Origin of the sequence: Streptomyces cinereospinus, from assembly GCF_042430725.1 — a bacterium.
Taxonomy (GTDB): domain Bacteria; phylum Actinomycetota; class Actinomycetes; order Streptomycetales; family Streptomycetaceae; genus Streptomyces; species Streptomyces cinereospinus.
This window is the reverse complement of sequence record NZ_JBHMCY010000041.1, coordinates 25,742-43,233: the sequence shown is the minus strand read 5'-3', so window position 1 is coordinate 43,233 and position 17,492 is coordinate 25,742. Positions and strand designations below refer to the sequence as shown.

Annotated in this window: 15 protein-coding genes; 9 read left to right on the top strand and 6 right to left on the bottom strand. The window is 71.8% G+C overall.

Going from position 1 to position 17,492, the window contains the following annotated elements:
- Window positions 1-2 precede the first annotated feature (2 nt).
- Window positions 3-986: an ATP-grasp ribosomal peptide maturase gene (tgmB, locus tag ACFF45_RS21400; RefSeq protein WP_381348033.1), complete on the top strand. Its 984-nt coding sequence runs from the start codon at window positions 3-5 to the stop codon at window positions 984-986.
- A gap of 22 nt (window positions 987-1,008) precedes the next feature.
- Here tgmB and ACFF45_RS21395 read toward each other — a convergent pair whose 3' ends face one another.
- From ACFF45_RS21395 to ACFF45_RS21385, 3 genes are all read right to left on the bottom strand, one after another.
- Entirely contained in the window at window positions 1,009-1,251 is a 243-nt protein-coding gene (locus tag ACFF45_RS21395) for a DUF5133 domain-containing protein (RefSeq protein ID WP_381348032.1), read from the bottom strand.
- 135 nt (window positions 1,252-1,386) lie between these two features.
- On the bottom strand, window positions 1,387-3,156 hold the full coding sequence (locus tag ACFF45_RS21390; RefSeq protein WP_381348031.1) for an ABC transporter ATP-binding protein: 1,770 nt from the start codon (window positions 3,154-3,156) through the stop codon (window positions 1,387-1,389).
- A 117-nt stretch (window positions 3,157-3,273) separates the two neighbouring features.
- Window positions 3,274-3,813 carry a hypothetical protein gene (locus ACFF45_RS21385; RefSeq protein ID WP_381348030.1) on the bottom strand — a complete coding sequence of 180 codons (540 nt, stop codon included), beginning with the start codon at window positions 3,811-3,813 and terminating at the stop codon, window positions 3,274-3,276.
- 207 nt (window positions 3,814-4,020) lie between these two features.
- Here ACFF45_RS21385 and ACFF45_RS21380 point away from each other — a divergent pair, with 207 nt between their 5' ends.
- Complete coding sequence (locus tag ACFF45_RS21380) at window positions 4,021-4,251, top strand: DUF397 domain-containing protein (RefSeq protein WP_381348029.1); 231 nt, start codon at window positions 4,021-4,023, stop codon at window positions 4,249-4,251.
- A 100-nt stretch (window positions 4,252-4,351) separates the two neighbouring features.
- On the top strand, window positions 4,352-5,272 hold the full coding sequence (locus tag ACFF45_RS21375) for a helix-turn-helix domain-containing protein (protein ID WP_381348028.1): 921 nt from the start codon (window positions 4,352-4,354) through the stop codon (window positions 5,270-5,272).
- On the opposite strand, the gene ACFF45_RS21370 is transcribed toward ACFF45_RS21375, so the two are convergent.
- Window positions 5,273-6,097, bottom strand: a complete 825-nt coding sequence (locus tag ACFF45_RS21370; protein ID WP_381348027.1) for an SAM-dependent methyltransferase — start codon at window positions 6,095-6,097, stop codon at window positions 5,273-5,275. It abuts the gene before it with no gap.
- Window positions 6,098-6,408: 311 nt separating this feature from the next.
- The gene (locus tag ACFF45_RS21365) at window positions 6,409-7,266 is read right to left on the bottom strand and encodes an aldo/keto reductase (protein WP_381348026.1); all 858 of its coding nucleotides are present in this window, start codon (window positions 7,264-7,266) and stop codon (window positions 6,409-6,411) included.
- A gap of 304 nt (window positions 7,267-7,570) precedes the next feature.
- Here ACFF45_RS21365 and ACFF45_RS21360 point away from each other — a divergent pair, with 304 nt between their 5' ends.
- Window positions 7,571-8,461: a Gfo/Idh/MocA family protein gene (locus ACFF45_RS21360; protein WP_381348025.1), complete on the top strand. Its 891-nt coding sequence runs from the start codon at window positions 7,571-7,573 to the stop codon at window positions 8,459-8,461.
- Between the two features lie 122 nt (window positions 8,462-8,583).
- Here ACFF45_RS21360 and ACFF45_RS21355 read toward each other — a convergent pair whose 3' ends face one another.
- The gene (locus ACFF45_RS21355) at window positions 8,584-8,862 is read right to left on the bottom strand and encodes a GlsB/YeaQ/YmgE family stress response membrane protein (RefSeq protein WP_381348024.1); all 279 of its coding nucleotides are present in this window, start codon (window positions 8,860-8,862) and stop codon (window positions 8,584-8,586) included.
- A gap of 164 nt (window positions 8,863-9,026) precedes the next feature.
- On the opposite strand from ACFF45_RS21355, the gene ACFF45_RS21350 reads away from it, so the two are divergent.
- From ACFF45_RS21350 to ACFF45_RS21330, 5 genes are all read left to right on the top strand, one after another.
- Window positions 9,027-10,136, top strand: coding sequence for a PP2C family protein-serine/threonine phosphatase (locus tag ACFF45_RS21350; RefSeq protein ID WP_381348023.1), 1,110 nt, complete (start codon window positions 9,027-9,029; stop codon window positions 10,134-10,136).
- A 111-nt stretch (window positions 10,137-10,247) separates the two neighbouring features.
- Window positions 10,248-10,454, top strand: coding sequence for a hypothetical protein (locus ACFF45_RS21345; protein WP_381348022.1), 207 nt, complete (start codon window positions 10,248-10,250; stop codon window positions 10,452-10,454).
- 581 nt (window positions 10,455-11,035) lie between these two features.
- Window positions 11,036-13,393 carry a SpoIIE family protein phosphatase gene (locus ACFF45_RS21340; RefSeq protein WP_446697137.1) on the top strand — a complete coding sequence of 786 codons (2,358 nt, stop codon included), beginning with the start codon at window positions 11,036-11,038 and terminating at the stop codon, window positions 13,391-13,393.
- A 934-nt stretch (window positions 13,394-14,327) separates the two neighbouring features.
- Window positions 14,328-15,566, top strand: coding sequence for an MFS transporter (locus tag ACFF45_RS21335; protein WP_381348020.1), 1,239 nt, complete (start codon window positions 14,328-14,330; stop codon window positions 15,564-15,566).
- Window positions 15,567-16,029: 463 nt separating this feature from the next.
- Complete coding sequence (locus ACFF45_RS21330; protein ID WP_381348019.1) at window positions 16,030-17,475, top strand: amidohydrolase family protein; 1,446 nt, start codon at window positions 16,030-16,032, stop codon at window positions 17,473-17,475.
- The last annotated feature ends 17 nt before the right edge of the window (window positions 17,476-17,492 follow it).

Below are 17,492 nucleotides of genomic sequence, written 5' to 3'. Positions count from 1 at the left end.
CGATGACCGTACTGATCCTGACCAACGACGAGGACGTCACGGCGGACATGGTGGTGGTCCGGCTGAACGCGTCCGGGGTCCCGGTGGTCCGCCTCGACCCCGCCGACCTGGTCGGCGGGGTCGCCCTCTCGGGCGAGTACGCGCACGGCGCGTTCCGCGGGCACCTGTGCTCCGCGGGCCGGCTGGTGAGCATGGACGGACTGCGGTCCGTGTGGGTCCGCCGGCCGGGCACCCCGGCCGCCCGGGTGGCCGAGCCGTCCGCGTGGCTGACCGAGGAGTCCTCGCAGGCGCTGTACGGCATGCTGCGCGGCTCCGGCGCGCGCTGGATGAACCATCCGGACGCCGCCCGCCGGGCCCGGCACAAACCCTGGCAGCTGCGCCTGGCCCAGCGCTGCGGGCTGCCCGTCCCGGCCACCCTGATCACGATGTTCCCGCAGGCCGCCCGGGACTTCGCGCGGCGGTTCCCGGACCTGGTGGTCAAACCCGTCTCGGGCGCCCACCCGCAGGAGCCGCCGAGGGCGGTGCCGACCAGCCGGGTGCCGCCGGACGCGGACTTCGCCGCGGTGGCCTTCGGGCCGACGCTGCTCCAGCGGCGCATCGCCAAGCGGGCCGACATCCGGCTCACCGCGGTCGGCGAGGGGCTGCTCGCCGCCCGCAAGGCGGCCGCGTCCGACGCCGACCCCGACGAGGTGGACGTCCGCTTCACCGCGGACCCCTCACCCTGGCGCGGCACCGAGGTGCCGCCGCGGGTCGCGGAGGGCGTGCGGGCCTATCTGCGGGAGGCGGAACTGGCCTACGGTGCCTTCGACTTCGCCGAGGACGCGGACGGCACGTGGTGGTTCCTGGAGTGCAACCAGTCCGGGCAGTTCGGCTTCGTCGAGGCCGACACCGGCCAGCCGATCGCCCGGACCATCGCCGAGTGGCTGGCGAGACCCGCCGCCGCCGAGCGGCGGCGGGTCGACGGCACCACGGCGTCGGTGCCGTGACGGCCCTGGGCCGTCCGGCGCCTCAGACGGCCAGCGACAGTCCGCTCTCCCCGTCCGGGTCGGCGGCGCGTCCGTCCATCAGCAGGGCGTCCGCCTTGGCGATCGCGTCATGAATGCTGGTCGTGCCCATCATCACGCACAGCGTGTAACTGACGTCATCCAACTCCCGAGCAGTCGTCGACGTCTCACTCTCCGCCTGAGCGATGCGCAGCGATGCGTACCTGGTCAGCAGCTTCCTGACGACCTTCGGGTCCGGAACAAGCACGGGGCGCCCCTCTCTCGACTTTTGCGCTCCGTATGCCCGGACCGAGCCGGACCATTCACCTCTTCGGGCCCGTGGCACCCAATCGACGCAATACCGTTGCCCGACGAGCATCCCCGGTCGTCCGCCGTTCACATGTCAGGCCACTTGACCGCTGTGCAGCGCCGCGTAGGCGCCGCCCCGGCGCAGCAGCTCCTCGTGGCCGCCGACCTCCTGGATCCGGCCGTCCGCCATGACCACGATCCGGTCCGCGCCCCGCACGGTGGACAGCCGGTGCGCCACCACGAACGTGGTGCGGCCCCGCAGCAGCCGGGCCAGCGCCTGCTGCACCAGGGCCTCGGAGCGGGTGTCCAGCGCGGAGGTCGCCTCGTCCAGGACCAGCACCTTCGGGTCGCGGATCAGCGCGCGGGCGATGGCCAGCCGCTGCCGCTGACCGCCGGACAGCCGCGCTCCGCGCTCACCGACCAGGGTGTCCAGGCCCTGCGGCAGGGCGTCGACGAACTCCAGCGCGTTGGCGTCCCGCAGCGCCGCGCGGACCGTCGCCTCGTCGGCTTCGTCCATGCCGTAGGCGACGTTGTCGCGGACCGTGCCGTCGAACAGGATCGACTCCTGCGGCACCACCGACACGAACCGCCGGTAGGTGCGCAGGTCGAGGGCGGCCATGTCGGTGCCGTCGAGCAGCAGCCGGCCCGCGGTGGGGCGGATGAAGCCGATGACGAGGTTGAGCACGGTGGACTTGCCGGCGCCCGAGGCGCCGACCAGGGCGACGGTCTCGCCGGGGCGGACCGAGAGCGTGAAGTCGCGCACCGCCGCCCGGCCGCCGTCGTCGTAGGCGTGGCACACGTTCTGGAAGGTGACGTGCCCGCGCAGTTCGGTCAGCTCGGCCTTGCCCTCGTTGTCCTCCAGTTCGGGCGCCTGGAGCACCTCGCCGACCGAGCGGACCGATTCGAGTCCCTTGGTGACGACCGGGGCGAGGCCGGCCAGGGTGGTGACCGAGTTGGTCAGGGTCGTCAGGAAGGCGCTGAGCATGACGACGTCGCCGGGGGTGACGCCCCAGACGTCGTAGTACGACACCAGCGCGGCGCCGGTCAGGACGAGCACCCCGACCACGTTCAGGACCACCCAGGCGAGCGAGCCGAACCGGCCGTTGACGAGGTCAAGGCGCATGCCGGAGGTGAGCAGGCGGTGCAGGGTGCCGTCCATGCGGCGCAGGGCCTTGCCCTCCAGGCCGTGCGCGCGGGTCACCGGGATGAGCCGGGTCATCTCGGTGACCCGGGACGACAGGGTCTCGACCTCGTGCCGGAAGTGCTCGTTGTGGGTGCGCAGCCGGGCCCGCAGCCGGGCGACGAGGAGGGCGGCGGCGGGCACGACGACGAGGAAGACCGGCAGGAACTCCGGGGTGCGGACGGCGATGATGACCAGTCCGCCGACGAGGACGGTGGTCGCGCCGAGACCGTTCTCGGCGGTCTGCTGCACCATCTGCTCGACGGTCTCCACGTCCCGCACCACCTTGGCCTGCAGCACGCCCGCGCTGACCCGGGAGTGGTAGCCGATCGACAGCTGCTGCATACGGGTGCACAGGGCGGAGCGCAGGGTGGTGCCCATGCGGCGGACGCTGCCGTAGAGGAGGCGGACGTAGAGCAGGTGCAGGGGGTAGTTGACCACCAGGATGAACAGGATGATCGCGGTGCTGGTCCAGAGCCGGCCGATCGGCCCGTGCTGGACGACGGTGTCGATGATGGACGCGGTGATCAGGGGCAGCAGCCAGATCGGACTGTGCTTGACCGTGAAGACGACGACGGCCGCGGCCAGGCGGCGGCGGTCGGCGCGGAACAGGTAGGCGAGGGTGCGTATCGGGTGTTCGCCCCGGTAACGGTGGTCGAGCGGTCGCTCCAGCGACGACGCCATCCGCGGTGGTCCTCTCCGTTGGCCGAGTGGGCGGGGGGTGGGTGCAGCGCGTGGAAGCGCTTACTCCCCTTCTTCGGCCAGGGATATGCCAGGAGCGGATGACATCCGGAGGGGAGGCTACGCGCCGAGGGCCCGGGCGAGCGCCGTGGACGCCCGGGCGACCTCCGCGTCCTCCTCGGCCATCAGCTGCCGCAGCGCGCCCTTGCGGGCGTGGACGGCGCGGCGGGCGGCGCGCTCCCAGGCCACGGGGTTCTCCCGGTGGTTGAGCAGCTTGGGGTAGGCCGAGGCGGTGTGCTCCCACTGACGGGCGTCGGCGATGCTCTTGAGCAGCTGGAGGATCCGGGCCCGGCACGTCACCCGGGGCAGCTGCGCGAGCTCCCACAGGAACGGCACGGTCGCGGCCGTGGCCTGCTCCACCACGAAGCCGTACTGGCAGACGCGGTTGCGCAGTTCGTCCAGCGCGCCGCTCGCGGCCTCGGGACCGCCCCAGGCGATGGTGGTGAGCAGCAGCGGGATCGCGGCCGCGGATCCGGTGGAGTCCCGGAGGTCCCGCCACGGCACCTCGCCCAGCGCCCGCAGCGGCGTCGCTCCGCCGCCCGGCCGCGCCGCGCGGTCGGTGCGCTCGTGGCTCGGCTGTCCCGTCGAAGCGGTGCGCATGGCGTCGGGCCCTTTCCACGGCGGTCATGTCGGACGGGGGGCAGGCATGGCGACCTGCTCCTCTTGCTGATGCAGCGTCACAGTTGGTCGCGAGCACGGGCATTGACGCCACGGCTAGTATCCACGCTGTCGGCGCTCGCGTGCAATTGCACGAGAAATTGCGCAGAATCGATGAGGATCGAGCACCGTGAACCGAGGGAGGACGCGATGCCAATGACGCCGAACGGAGTGCGGGCCAGTTCGCTGGACACCCGCTGGATCAAGAGCCGGCACAGCAACGCCGAGGGCAACTGCGTGGAGGTGGCCGCGCTGGGGGACGGCGGCATCGCGATGCGCAACTCCCGCGACCCCGACGGGCCGGCGCTCGTGTACACGGCGGCCGAGATGGCGGCGTTCCTGGCGGGCGCCAGGGACGGCGAGTTCGACCACCTGGTCTGAGCTCCGCCTGCTGCGGATCGGCGAAGTGCGCTAATTTGATGGATACTTCTGCCGGTCCGCAGGGAGTCAGTCCGCAGGGAGTCAGTCCCAGGGAGCCAGGATGTCCGCCCAGTCACCGCGCGTCTCCCGCCTCCGACCCTATCTCGACCGGGCGGAACCGGCTCCGACTCTGTTGAAGATGCTGGTCGGTGTGCAGTTGGCGGGCTTCCGCGAGGACGCCGGGTACGCCCAGGACCAGGCCGCGCGCGCCTTGGGGTTCAGCCCGGCCAAGCTGTCGCGCATCGAATCGGGCAAGGGCCGCAGGCCGCCCGCCGAGGCCGACGTGCGGGCGCTGCTGACGCTGTACGGCGCCGACGAGTACGAGGCGTCGATGCTGCTCCAGCTGCTGCGGCGGGCCGGGGAGCCCGGCTGGTGGCAGCGGTACGACAAGCGGCTGATGCCCGAGTGGTTCGAGCGGCTGGTGGGCCTCCAGGAGGCGGCCGCCTCGATCCGTACCTTCGAGATCCAGTACGTGCCCGGGCTGCTCCAGACCCCAGACTACGCCCGGGCGGTGGTCGAGCGCGGGCTGCCCGTCGCGCCGCCGCACGAGGTACGGCGCCGGGTGGAACTGCGCGCCCGGCGGACCGAGTTGCTGCTGCGTCCGGACGCGCCCCGGCTGTGGGCCGTGATCGACGAGTCCGTGCTGCTGCGGGTGCTCGGCAGCCGGGCGGTGATGCGGGCGCAGCTCGCTCACCTGATCGAGATGGCCCGGCGGCCGCACGTCAGCGTGCAGGTCGTACCGCTGGACGTGACCAACGCTTCGGCTCCGTCCATCCCGATCACCTATCTCCGCTTCGACGGCCTCGACCTGCCGGACGTCGTCTACCTGGAGCACATCAGGAGCGCCAACTTCCTGGAGGACCGGGACGAGACGGAGGAGTACCGGGTCGTCCTGGACCGGCTCGCGGACGAGGCGCTGACGCCGCGCGAGTCGCTGGCGCTGCTCCGGCGGACGATGGAGCAGCGCTACCCGCAGGAGTGACTACGCCGGGGGGATCCGGCCCACGCCGCCGAACTCGATCCACTCGTGGGTGAGCTGGCGGGGCGCCACGTCGGTGTCCGGGCGCCAGGTGGAGACCTCCACCAGGCCCGGTTCGAGGATCTCCAGGCCGTCGAAGAGGGCGGTGACGTCCTTCTCCTGGCGGACCCTGCCCCACTGCCCCTGCGTCGCCTGGTCCATGAAGTCGGTGACGAAGGCACGGACCTCGGGGTCCTCGCTGACCAGCTGGCACATCAGCAGGAAGCTGCCCGGGGCGAGCCGCTCGCGCACCCGCCGCACCACGGCCTGCGGGCCGTCGGTGTCGCTGTCCGGTATGCAGTGGAAGACCGAGTTGAACAGCACCGCGACCGGCTGGGACAAGTCGATCAGGCGCTGTGTGTCGGGGTGCGAGAGGATCGCGTCCGTGTCCCGCATGTCGGCGTGGATCACACAGGTGCGCTCGTCCTGCTCCAGCAGCGCGCGGCCGTGCACCAGCACCATCGGGTCGTTGTCGACGTAGACGACGTGCGCGGTGGGGTCGTGGCGCTGGGCGACCTGGTGGACGTTGTCCTGGGTGGGCAGGCCGGAGCCGTGGTCGAGGAACTGGCGGACGCCGTGCTCGGCCGCGAGGATCCGCACGACGCGCTGCAGGAAACGTCGGTTGTTGACGGCCAGCCGCCGGGTGCTGGGGACGACCTTGTCCAGCTCGTCGCAGGCCGCGCGGTCCGCGGCGTAGTTGTCCTTGCCGCCGAGGTAGTGGTCGTACATCCGGGCGGCCGTCGGGACGGTGGCGTGGATCTCCTTGGACAGCGGCTTGTCGGTGTGCATCGAACCCCCTGTTTCACGCCGAGCGCCAACTCGACTGGCCTGAGCGGGAGTACATCCTAGTGCCGCGGCAGGCAACGGTCGCCCGTGAAGGAGCGGCGTCCGGTGCCTGCTCTCGGCGTGCCGGCCGGAAGCCCTCGTACGGGACGTACTCGGGCTTGCGTCCGGTGCGGCGGGAGTGCGTGCCGGGCGTCGCGACGGGGCGAACGTCGCCCGCCGCGGCACCAGGGACGCGCTCACGGACCGTGCCAGCCCGTGCGCGAAACGGTGGCGGCGGGCGTGGGGGGCCGTCGGGGACGCCCGCGCCCGCCGGCTCAGCCGGCGTCCAGCTCGGCCAGTTCCCCGGGGGTCAGGACGAGGTCCGCGGCGGCGGCGGAGTCGCGGACGGTCTCCGGGCGGCTGGCGCCCGGGATGGGGACGACGACCGGCGACTTGGCGAGCATCCAGGCCAGGCAGACCCGCTGCGGGCTCACCCCGCGGGCCTGCGCGATCCGGGCGAACGGGGCGTGCGCGGAACCCAGCGCGCCGGCCCGGGAGATACCGCCGAGGGGGCTCCAGGGCAGGAAGGCGATACCGAGCTCGTCGCACAGGCGCAGCTCCGGCTCGCTGGAGCGGAACGCCGGGGAGAACTGGTTCTGCACGGAGACCAGGCGGCCGCCGAGGATGTCGTCGGCCAGCCGGATCTGCTCCGGGTTCGCGTTGGAGACGCCGGCCATGCGGATCTTGCCCTCGTCCAGCAGTTCGCGGAGCGCGCCGACGGACTCCTCGTACGGCACCCGGGGGTCGGGGCGGTGGAACTGGTAGAGGCCGATCGCCTCCACGCCGAGCCGGCGCAGCGAGGCCTCGCAGGCCGCCTTGAGGTGCGCCGGGCTGCCGTCCAGGGTCCAGCTGCCGTCACCGGGGCGCAGGTGACCGCCCTTGGTGGCGACCAGGACGTCGCCGCCCCGGTCGTGGGACGCGAGGGCCTTGGCGACCAGGGCCTCGTTGTGGCCCACCTCGTCGGCGTGCTGGTGATAGGCGTCGGCCATGTCGATCAGCGTGACGCCCGCGTCCAGAGCGGCGTGCACGGTGGCCAGGGAGCGCGCCTCGTCGGGCCGCCCCTCGATCGACATGGGCATCGCGCCCAGGCCGATCGCGCTGACCTCTACGTCACCGATGCGGCGAGTGTGCATGGGTTCGTGACCTCTTTCGGCTGTCGCACGGTACCGAGGGGGTCCGGGTTCCCGGCGGGACCCCGGACCGCACCAGAGTGCTGCCCGCACGGCCGGAGGTCCAATAGCGGATCGAGAACGGATTCAGTGCCGGGAGTGCTGAATGGGCGCGCCGCTTCCGCCCCGGTGCGACCTCCCGGCGCTTCCGCACCCGTCGCTCACGTCAGCACGCGGTACCCCACCCCCCGTTCGTGTGGCACGCTCACCTCGACCGGCGCCTCGGCGCCGGTCGGCGCGAGGTTCCGCACCACGGGAGAGGCGACGCATGCGTATCGGACTGCTCGGCACCGGCCCCTGGGCGCAGATGGTGCACGCCCCCGCCCTCGACGGGCACGACGGACTCGACTTCGTGGGCGTGTGGGGGCGCCGCCCGGCCGCCGCGGAGGAACTCGCGAGCCGGCACGGCACGCGCGCCTACGACGACGTGGACGCCCTGCTCGCCGAGGTGGACGCGGTGGCGGTCGCGCTGCCCCCGGCGGTACAGGCGCAGTACGCGGTGCGCGCCGCGCGGGCGGAGTGCCATCTGCTGCTCGACAAGCCGCTCGCCCCGACGGTCGCCGAGGGACGGGCCGTGGCCGACGCGGCGCGCCGGGCCGGGGTCGCCTCGGTCGTCTTCTTCACCACCCGGTTCCAGCGCGAGCCGCAGGCGTGGATCAGCGAACGGGCGGGTGACGACGGCTGGTTCGTCGGGCGCGCCGAGTGGCTGGGCGCGGTGTTCACCGGCGGCGACAGCCCGTTCGCCGCCTCACCGTGGCGGCGGGAGAAGGGCGCCCTGTGGGACGTTGGCCCGCACGCGCTGTCCGTGCTGCTGCCGGTGCTCGGGGACGTCACCGGCGTGTCCGCCGCGGCGCACGGTCCGCAGGACACCGTGCACGCCGTCCTCGACCATGTCACCGGCGCCGCCAGCACCCTGACGCTGAGCCTGACGGCCCCGCCCGCGGCGGCGGGCGCCGCGGTCGAACTGCGTGGCGCGAGCGGGGTGACGTCCCTCCCGGCGAGTTCCGAGGGCGCGCTGCCCGCGTTCTCCCGGGCGGCCGACGCGCTGCTCACAGCCGCCCGCACCGGCCGCCCGCACGCGTGTGACGCGGCGTTCGGGCTGCGGGTCACCGAGATCCTGGCGGCGGTGCAGGAGGTGCTGGACCGGCCCGTCGGCTGAGCCGCCGGGGCGCCGGGCCGGGCCCGGCACAGCGGTGCGGGGGCACGGAACGGATGTCCGTTCCGTGCCCCCGCGCCCAGGGGCTCCCGGGCCGCGGCCCGCCCTGCTCGGGAGGCCGCGCCTCAGGCGTGCCGGTGCGAACGCCGGCCACCGGTGACGGCCCGGTACAGCACGAGCAGGATCAGCGAGCCGACGATCGCGGCGACCCACGTCGACAGGTCGAAGAACCCGTCGATCGAGTCGACGCCGAAGATGACCTTCCCCAGCCAGCCGCCGAGCAGACCACCGGCGACACCGATCAGCATCGTGATGATGATCCCGCCCGGGTCCTTGCCCGGCAGCAGCAGCTTGGCGATGGCGCCGGCCAGAAGCCCGATCAGGATCCAGGCGATGATGCCCACATTTCCTCCACACCTCGGTCGCAACTGCGTTCCCCTTCCGAATGCGCCGAGATGCGATTGTCAAACCAGAATCAGGCCGACTCCCGCGCCCGTTCACGGCCACCGGTGCCGCCGGCACCGGCGCCCGACGTGCGACGCGCCGCCCGGCGTAGCAGCGTGGGGGTGTGGGTACGGCGCACGTCCCGTCACCGCTCCGGCAGCGTGACCTGCGGGGCTGGCTGCGGGGCGCGCCGCCGCCGCGCTGGGTGCGGGTGCTGCCGGTCGCCCTGATCGCGGGCGTGGCCGTGGCCACGGCGGTCAGCCACCAACCCCTCGACATCGGCTTCCTGCTGGGCGCCATCCCGCCGCTGGCCGTCCTGTCGTACGGGCCGCTGGCGACGGCGCTGCTGGGCGGGGCGGCGATCGTCCTGCTGCACGTGCCGGCGCTCCAGATCAACCGGCCCGGCGACACCGACCTGTGGACGATCGGCTTCGTGGCCGTGCTGAGCGTCTTCGTGTCCTTCGTCCGCAGCCACCGCGACGCCCAGCTGGACCTGGAACGCGCCATCGCGGAGGCCGCGCAGCGCGCCCTGCTGCCGCCGCTGCCCGAGGTGGTCGGGCCGGTGCGCTGCTCCGGCCTGTACCGGGCCGCGCAGCGCGGGACGCTGGTCGGCGGTGACTTCTTCGACGTGCGCGACGGCCCGTACGGGGTGCGGGCGGTGCTGGGCGACGTGCAGGGGCACGGGCTGGCGGCCGTCGGCACCGTGGCCTCGCTGCTCGGCGCCTTCCGGGAGGCGGTGCTGGACGATCCGGACCTGGAGTCGGTGGCCGGCCGGCTGGACCGCCGGCTGACGGTGGACTCGGCGCAGGCCCGGCGCGCCGAACTGTTCGCCACCGCCGTGCTGCTGGAGTTCGCCCGCGACGTGCGGTCCGCCCGGGTGGTGGCCTGCGGGCATCCGCCGCCGGTGCTGCTGCGCGCGGGCCGGGCCACGGACCTCGGGGTCGAGGCGTGCACGCCGCTGGGGCTGGGCCTCGCCGACGCCGCCCCGCACCGGGCGCTGACCGTGCCGCTGGAGCCGGGCGACCGGCTCTTCCTGGCCTCGGACGGCGTCTTCGAGGCCCGTGACCCGGCCGGCGCCTTCTACCCGGTGGCCGAGCGCCTGGCGCTGCTGAACGGGGACGGTCCCGCCACCGCGTTGCCCGACCGCGTGTGGCAGGACCTGCTGCGGCACACCCGGAGCATCCACGACGACGTCACGATGCTGGTTCTGGTACCCGGGGCACCGCGGCGCTGACGCCGGGGTTCCGGCTTCCGGATGCAGGGCGTGCCGAGGCGTTGAATGGTGTAAGTGGACCCGTTGACCGCGACGGGTCCGCAGCGGATCACCGGACCGGAGGAGCAGATCATGTCGACGCCAGAGCCCGACGCGTCCCGGCAGCACGCGGACCGCGTCACCCCGGACGCCCTGCTCCACACCCGTACCGGCACGGACGTGTCGCCGGAGGACGTGGTGCTCGCTTCCGGCAAGGACCTCACGCCGAAGAACCTGGAGTGGGCGCGGCGCAAGCTGGCACAGGAGGGCGACGCCGCGCTGGACAAGCTGCTGCCGTGACCCGGCGCCGGTGAGCGCCCGCGGGCCCGGCACCGGTGGCCCGCGGGCGCTCGCGCACGCTGCCCCGTTCGACGGGGGCCCGGGACGTGGCCGGTGCCCGACTGAATGACCGGGAGCGAAAGCCCTCGCTGAACAGTGATTTGGGTCGACACGGTTCAGCAGGAGCTTCGTCGCCACATCAGGCTGCTTGAAAAACAGCCCAGCACCCTGACTGCACGGCATTGGGTCCAGCTCGGCGTAGACCTCTTCCCCACGGGCATCTCCTACGCCGTCCACCTGTGATGCGAGATCGTCGTAGACGCGGTGGGTCTCGGCGAGTGCGGCTCGGGCGGCGTTCGTGCAGTCGCGTCGCGTATAACACCGGGCGTTGCGCAGCCAAAAGGCTGTCTTCGTGCCGGCGCAATGCGCCGGCACAGCAAAGCGATCATTCCCGGAGCACTGCCCTTTGGAGCAGATGGAATAAATATTCCATCACGTCGTGAAAGAGTACATCTGCGCATAATGAGAGTGCTTGGAGTGTCGACCGGCTGATGAGGGTCAGTGTGAATAGTCGCAGTGCACACGACAACGCCGACGAGCGCATGTTCGCCGACTTCCTCACCGGCGTGGTGGCCGCCCTGATCGATCAGCGGGGGACCGTGCAACAGTGGTCCAGCACCGCCGCCGATCTGCTCGAGACTCCCGCTGATGCCGTCTGCGGCCGGCCCGTGACCTCGCTGTTCGCGGACGCGCACCGTCGCAGCGACGGTCTTCCTGATCACGGAGCGACAGCGTTGCTGCGCCATGCCCGCGGACACGGTGTAGCCGTCCGCTGCCGTGTGCTGCCCCTTGGGCCCACCGCGTACCGGTTGCTGCTCGCCGTGCCCGCCGATCGCGCGGAGGAGTCCGAGCGGGGGGCAGCACTGATGCGCGCGCTGCTTACGCAGAAGCGAATCGGGGTCGTTCTGCGCGACACCCGCCTTTCCGTAGTGCGCAGCAACTTCACCGAGGCGGGCTTGGTGCCTCTGCCGTCCGGCAGCCGGTTGGCCGACGTGGTGGTAGGTTCCGATGCCGCCAAGGCCGAGGCAGAGCTTCGCGGGGTACTCGAGACGGGCACACCGCTGGTGGATCCCGCTCAGCGCATACGTGTCCTGCATGAACCCGGACAGGAGTACTCGTTCTCGGTAGCGGCCGTGCGCACTACGGACCGCCGCGGACAGCCGACCGGGGTCACCGTCCTGCTCACGGACGCTACGACGCGGTGGCGTGCGGACCAGCGGCTAAGGTTGCGGCATCAGGCTGCGATCAGCATCGGGTCTTCCCTGGACGTCAGCCGAACCGCCCAGGACATTGCTGATGTGCTGGTGCCCGACTTCGCAGGTCTTGTCGCCGTCGACCTCGCCGAAGCCGTTCTGGCCGGGAATGAGCCCCACAAAACAATCGGCGGAGGTGATCCGTATCTGCGCCGTATGGGAGTAAAGGGATCCCACGGCTGGCCCGCGGGGCTGCTGAGCCCCGGGGAGGCGTTCCCGGCCATGCCGGACCTGCCCAGGCTTCGCAGCCTCCAGGAAGGGCGCACAGTCGTCTCCGACCGGGACACGGTGGAGCAGACGCTTGGATCGGAGGAGCTGAGAAAGCTGCTCATCCCTGAGGACGGACGCTGTCTGGCTGTCGCCCCCCTGTTCGCGCGCGGTCTGATCCTTGGAGTCATCGGCGCATGGCGCACGGACCGTGAACAGCCCTTTGACGAGCAGGACGCGGATCTGCTGACGGAGATCGCCGCGCACGCCGCGCTCAGCATCGACAACGCGCGCCGATACACCCGCGAACACAACGCGGCCGTCGCCCTCCAGCAACGGCTTCTGCCGGCCGCCACCACGCAAACCCCGGCAGTCGAGGCCGTAGGCCGGTACCTGCCTGCGGCAGGGGGCGCGGAGATCGGCGGCGACTGGTTCGACGTGATCCCGCTTCCCTCTCTCCGGGTAGCCATGGTCGTCGGCGATGTGATCGGCCACGGGTTGCACGCAGCCGCCACAATGGGGCGGCTGCGCACTGCCGTGCAGACCCTGGCCGACCTCGAACTACCCCCCGATGAGCTCCTCACTCGGCTGGACGAACTGGTAGGCCGACTCGCGGCTGAGGCGCACCCGGCAGAGCGAGATGTAGTGGGTGCCACCTGCCTGGTCGCCCTGTACGACCCGGTCACACAGCAGTGCACCGTCGCCAGTGCCGGGCACCCGCCACCCATCATGGCCGAGTCCGGCAGTACCGCCTGCCCCATTGCGGTACACCCCGGCCCGCCGCTCGGCGTCGGCGGCCTGCCCTTCGAGACGACCACGTTTCGACTGGCTCCGGACAGCTGGCTCGCCCTGTATACCGATGGTCTGCTCGCCCGGAATGCCAACGACATCGACACCGCGGTTGACCGGCTCGCCCTGCACATCGACGGACTTCACCGGTCTGCCAGCCCTCTGGCGGAGGCAACCCGCGCCCTGACCAGTGAGCCGGCGCAGCATCACGCGGCTGACGACACCGCTCTGCTCCTCGCCCGCGCCCGGCCGCTGCGTCCCCACGCCGTCGCGGAGTGGGAGTTTCCAGCCGACCCCGCTGCGGTCGCCGAGGCCAGAGCCGCCTCTTCCGCCAAGCTCGCCGAGTGGGGTCTGGAGCCTCTCGACTTCGCGGTCGAGTTGATCGTCAGTGAGCTGGTGACCAACGCGGTTCGATACGCGGGCGGTCCCGTCGGGCTACGGCTCATCCACGACATGTTCCTGTTCTGTGAGGTCACCGACCCGAGCAACACCCAGCCCCGGCTGCGGCGCGCCGCTCCCGGCGACGAGGGAGGCCGCGGTCTGTTCCTCGTTGCGCAGCTGAGTAAGCGCTGGGGAAGCAGATACGGTCAGTTGGGCAAAACGATCTGGGCCGAGCTGGAAGTGCCCGCGTGTTTCCCCGTTGATGCCTGACTGCGGCGGCATCCCGGGTTTCAGGAACCGCCTCGTCGGTTGTGTCTGGGTGACGGTGTCCTGGGTGGCCACCGCGTCACCGAGGAGGGCCGGCAAGGCCCGAGGCTCGGACCTCAAGGTGGAGCCGAGCGGGCCCCTTGTCGATGCCCACATGGATCAGGATCGAGGGGAAGCCGGTCAGGTCGGCCAGAGCCGCCTGGCTGAGCAGGGGCTCGTGAGGGTCGGCGCCGCCGAGGTACATGGCTTCATCCCGTTCCAGCGCTGCGGGGGACGGGCTTCGGAGACCGGAGACAAGGTCTCACACGCGCACCGATCATCACTGCCCGTGACGACGAAGGTGCTGGCCTGCGAGATGGGAACCGTCTGCGTGCCACGGGCACGCTTGTCGTCGCGGGCCGAGCCCTGAGTCTGCTCGGACGGCGTACTTGCGCTCCGGGCGCAGTGTGGAGCGGATGGGTTGGTTGCACAGCCCGTAGTGGCCAGGCGGCGGCGTCCATTTAATTGGCTCGAAATAAGCCGTCCTATGTGGCACGGGAAGGCACTGGCGCGGCGCCACGAGCGTGTGCGGGAAGGGAAGTGCCCCGCCCGGCCGCAGCCGGTTGAACGACGAAGATCATTACGCCCCATGGCCACCCCGCATGGGAGCGAACGAAAGATCTGCCCGGTGTTGCCGGCCCGGGGCTACGCACCCGGTGCGTGCAGGCATCCGCGGCGACACCGACGCGTCCGCCGGGCCGGTCGGGCCGTCATGACTCACGTCGATCGTTGACCCACGGCGCTGCGGCGCTCAAAGAACGGCGTTCTGCACGAGCCGGCTGTCTCGGCGAAACCCGCCGATGCCCTGCCCGTGCTCGAACCGCGTCCGCTTCGCGGCACAGCGCCGGCGCGCACCGTCGGCCCACTTCTGCGCAATCAACCTCTGTGAGGAATGTTCGTGACCTTCAAGAAAGCCTTTCCCAGCTACGTCGGGGTCGCCGCCCTGGCGTGCGCCGCGATCGCTGCTGACGGGTACGACCTGGGCATCTACGGTGCCGCCGCACCCGATCTCCTGCAGTACTCGGACTGGGCGCTGAACCCGTCCCAGGTGGGCGCGATAGCCAGCGCAACGGTGCTCGGCATGTGCTTCGGAGCCGTCACAGCCGGAGTTCTGGCCGACCGTATCGGCGTACGCCGCATGTTCATGGCCTGCATCGCCTGGTTCTCCGTCGCCATGATCGTGAGTGCCGTCGCCCCCACCCCCACCACGCTGGGAATCGCCCGGTTCGTCGCAGGCCTGGGCCTGGGCGGAGTCGTGCCTACGGCAGTGGCACTGACGGTGTCCACCGCCCCGCCAGGCCGCCGGCACTTCCTGAACGGAGTGGCCCTTTCGGGGCTGGGTATCGGGGGCATCTTCGCCACCCTGAGCGCCTTGGCGTTCCTGGACGACTGGGGGTGGAGAGGCGTCTTCCTGCTGGGCGGCCTCGTCCCGCTGGTCACCATCCTCCCGGTCGCGGCCATGAAGCTCGGCACGTGGGCGCCCGGGCCGCTGGATGCCGGCCCGACGAAGGCCAAGACCCCACCCCAGCTCGCACAACTGGTCAGTCAGGGGAGGTGGCGTCTGCTGATCGTGCTCACGCTCATCACGGCCTGTTGTCAGATTCTCTCCCTCGGGCTCCTGACCTGGCTGCCGGTGATCATGCGGACGAGCGGCTACTCCCTGGACTCGGCCCTGCTGTTCATGCTCGTCTACACCTTCGGCGGCCTGGCGGGAGCTTATGGCGGCGCCTGGACAGCGGACCGCATCGGTGCCCGAAGGGCCGCCGCGTTCGGGCTGCTGCTCACCGCCGGCGCCATCCTGGCGCTGTCCGTCCACCTTCCGCTTCCGGCGCTGTACGTGCTTCTCTTCATCGCCGGCGCCGGGATAGGTGTCCAGCCCGTGATCTACGGATTCACAGCGATGTGCTTCCCCTCCGCTCTGCGGGCGGGCGCAGTGGGGGTGGTGAGCGGTGTCGGCCGTATCGCTGGGATCCTTGGTCCGCTGATCGGGGGCTTCCTCATCGGACGGCCCGCCTTGGTCAGCTTCGCCGCGTTCGCCGCCTTCGCCGTTCTGGGTGCGGTGATCATGATCGTGTTCACGTCCGACGAAGTCAGCGACCCGGATGCCGTGACCGAGAACGTCCCCGCCGCAGCCTAGTAGACGGGAGCTGTCCGGGTCCCGGCCGTGTCGTGGCCCGGGCCCGGCCTTCGTTGCCGCCCGCTCGAGCGCCGTGCGGCACGTCTGGGCGAGCCGGCGGTACGGTTCCTCGACCTCGCCCAGGAACCAGCGTCCGCGATCGGTGAGCTGCACGAGCCGACTGGTGCGGGTGCAGAGCGCTCCGCCGACGCCGTGCTCCAGCACTGTGACGGCCCCGCCGGCGGAAGCGGGACGGCGAGGGAGGCGCCCGGCCGCTCGACCGAGGTGAAGCTCCCCGGCCACGGGAGAAAGCACTCCAGGTGGGTGAGGTTCGCGGCCTTCCCCACGTCCGATCCTTCGGCCTGACCAAACATCACTGTCGGCGGATGCCGCTTGATCTGGCGCTCTGCACGACACAAGCTGGAAGTACGCCGCGCGGCGCTCAGGGGGGCGGTACACCGCGAGATCTTTTCCAGGAGCTTCCATGAGCAGGTACGTCCAGCCATCCTCGGTCACCGGTCACGTGGTGGTGCGGAACGTCACCGTGGTCGACCCGCTGGACGGGAGCCGCACTCCGGGCCAGGACGTGGTGGTCGAGGGGGGCCGGATCACGTCGGTGACGGCGACCGGCGCGCCGGTCGACGGTGCGCACGTCGTCGAGGGACGGGGCCGCTTCCTGGTGCCCGCCTTCATGGACATGCACACCCATGCGCCCGAGATCCCCGACGACATCGACGGCACCTACGCGCTGATGCTCGCCAAAGGCATCGCCGGGTTCCGCCAGATGTCCGGCAGCCGGGCGCTGCTGGCCGCCCGCCGTGAGGGCACCCTGCCCGCGCCGACCGGGGCCCCGGCCCTCCTGGCGACCGCCGGGGAACTGCTGACGCCGCTGAACGCGAGCACGGTCGAGGCCGTGGTGGCGGCGGTGCGCGAGCAGCACGCGGACGGCGCCGACTTCGTCAAGGCCGGCGTCACCACCCGCGAGACCTTCATGGCCGCCCTGGAGGAGGCCAACCGGATCGGCATCCGGCTCGGCGGCCACCTCGCCCACGACCTCGACCCGCGGGAGGCGGCGCGCGGCGGCGTGTGGTCGATCGAGCACCTCGGCCCCGGCGTCACCGTGTTCGCCGCGGCCTCCACGCAGGAGGACGAGGTGCGGGCCATGAAGGCCACGCGGGAACTGCCGCCGCTGCCCGTCACCCAGACCCCCGGCGCCCTTCGGGCACAGGCGAAGATGATCAAGCAGCTGGCGCTGAATCCCGCCACGGGCACCTCCGAGGCCGAGGCGCACGCCTACGAACTGGCCGACGGCTCCTACGACCAGGGCAAGGCCGAGGAGCTGGCGGCCCTCTTCGTCGAGCACGACACCTGGCAGTGCCCGACCCTGATCCGCGTCCACACCCAGCAGTTCGGCGATTCCCCCGAGCACACCGAGGACCCCCGGCGCCGCTACATGGCTCCCGAGGAGCTGCACGCCTGGGACGGGGCGGCCGCGAAGTTCGCCGAGCTTCCCGACGTCACCCGCAACGCCTTGCGCGGCCACTGGGACGCCCAGCTGCGGATGACCAAGACCTTCGCCGACGCGGGGGTGCCGATGATCGCGGGCACCGACGCGTGCGGAGCCGCCGGCATCGTTCCCGGTTTCGCCCTGCACGACGAGTTCGACTACCTCGCCGAGGCGGGCCTGGACCCGCTGACCATTCTGCGGATGACGACCACCGAACCGGCCCGCTTCCTGGGCCGGGAGGGCGAGTCCGGCCGGGTCGCCGCCGGACTGCCCGCCGACCTGGTGCTCCTGGACGAGGACCCCGTCGCGGACCACGCCGCCCTGCACAAGATCGCCGGGGTGATGCGCGAGGGCGCCTGGTGGCCCCGCGCCGACCTCGACGCCGTCCTGGAGCGCATCGCGGCCGAGCCCGGCGCCCACTGATCCCGCCCCGCCCGCCG